The organism is Thermobifida cellulosilytica TB100, from assembly GCF_001517975.1.
Lineage (GTDB): Bacteria > Actinomycetota > Actinomycetes > Streptosporangiales > Streptosporangiaceae > Thermobifida > Thermobifida cellulosilytica.
This window is the reverse complement of the sequence record NZ_KQ950187.1, coordinates 44,359-45,528: the sequence shown is the minus strand read 5'-3', so window position 1 is coordinate 45,528 and position 1,170 is coordinate 44,359. Positions and strand designations below refer to the sequence as shown.

The window sequence follows — 1,170 nt, the reverse complement described above, 5'->3', positions numbered from 1 at the left end:
GCCGATGAGGCGCGGGTAGCGGTGCGCGGCGCCCGCCGCGGCCAGCGCCTCGTAGACCAGCGCCTCCAGCGCCCCGGAGGCGAGTGCGCCGCCCGCGCCCCACAGCACGAAGCCGACGGCGAAGGACGGGTAGGCGGGCAGGAGCGTCCACAGGGCGAAGGCCGCACCGGCCAGCAGGGGCGCGCAGGCCACCAGCAGGCGGCGGGAGAAGCGGTCGGCGAGCACGCCGGAGGGGACCTCGAGGGCGAACCCGGTGAGCGACCAGAGCGCGAACAGCGACGAGATCTGCGCACCGCTCAGGCCGGTGTCGGCGAACAGCAGCGCGTACACCGGGTAGAGCAGGACGAGGTCCTGCAGGAGCGCGTAGGCGTAGAGGCTGCGCGCCAGCCGGGCCGGGGACGGAGGTCAATGTCGTCGTGCCACGGCTCCAGCCTACCCGCCCCCGCGCCCGCGGGGGCGGGGCCGCTAGTTGCGGATCTTCGGGTCGCCCCAGACCGCGGTGCCCTCGCGGCACTCGTCGGGGCCCGGCTCGACCTCGAGGCGCAGCCGCAGGCCGCCGGTGATGTCGACGCTGATCTGCTGCTCGGTGCCCAGGCCGACGGTCTCGTTGGCCAGCTCGTCGCCGTCCACGATCACGCTGAAGGTGGCGGTGCTGCCGGAGCTGGAGCTGTCCTCCATGCCGACGACGGCCTCGAAGGTGGTCCAGGAGCGGTTGAGGTCGTACTCGATCCAGTACGACTTCGAGATGTAGCAGTTCAGCTCGCTGACCAGGGCCCGCGGGTAGGTGACGGTGTTGACCTTGACGTTGGCCGCCTCGACGTCGTAGACGTCGACGTGGTCCATGGTGGCCAGGTACTGTTCGCCGCTGTCGGGGCGCTGCGGCCGTCCCGGGCCGGTCTCCCCCGTGGCGGCGGCGGTGGGCTGGGCCTCGTCCCGGTCCGCGGCCTGCTCCGGCGCGGCCTCGGCCGCGGACGGCTGGGGGGTCGGCGTGACCGCGGCCGTGTTGATCCGGTTCCACCAGTTCATGGCGTAGTAGGTGGCCACCGACCCGCCCGCCATCGCCAGCACCACGAGGGCGGCCAGGCCGACCAGCAGCGGCGTGCGCGACCTGCGCCGGGCGGGCTTGGCGGGCTCCGGTTCGGGGGCTGCCGCCCACGGCTGCTGCGGCCC

General features: G+C 74.1%; 2 protein-coding genes. Both read right to left on the bottom strand.

Translation table 11 applies throughout. The features are described from left to right. Positions 1-330 (bottom strand): MFS transporter (locus AC529_RS17700; protein ID WP_394326457.1); only part of this gene is annotated, 330 nt, incomplete at its 3' end. 135 nt (positions 331-465) lie between these two features. Next, positions 466-1,170, bottom strand: a 705-nt coding sequence (locus AC529_RS17695) for an NPCBM/NEW2 domain-containing protein (RefSeq protein ID WP_198156475.1), incomplete at its 5' end; no start/stop codon positions are given.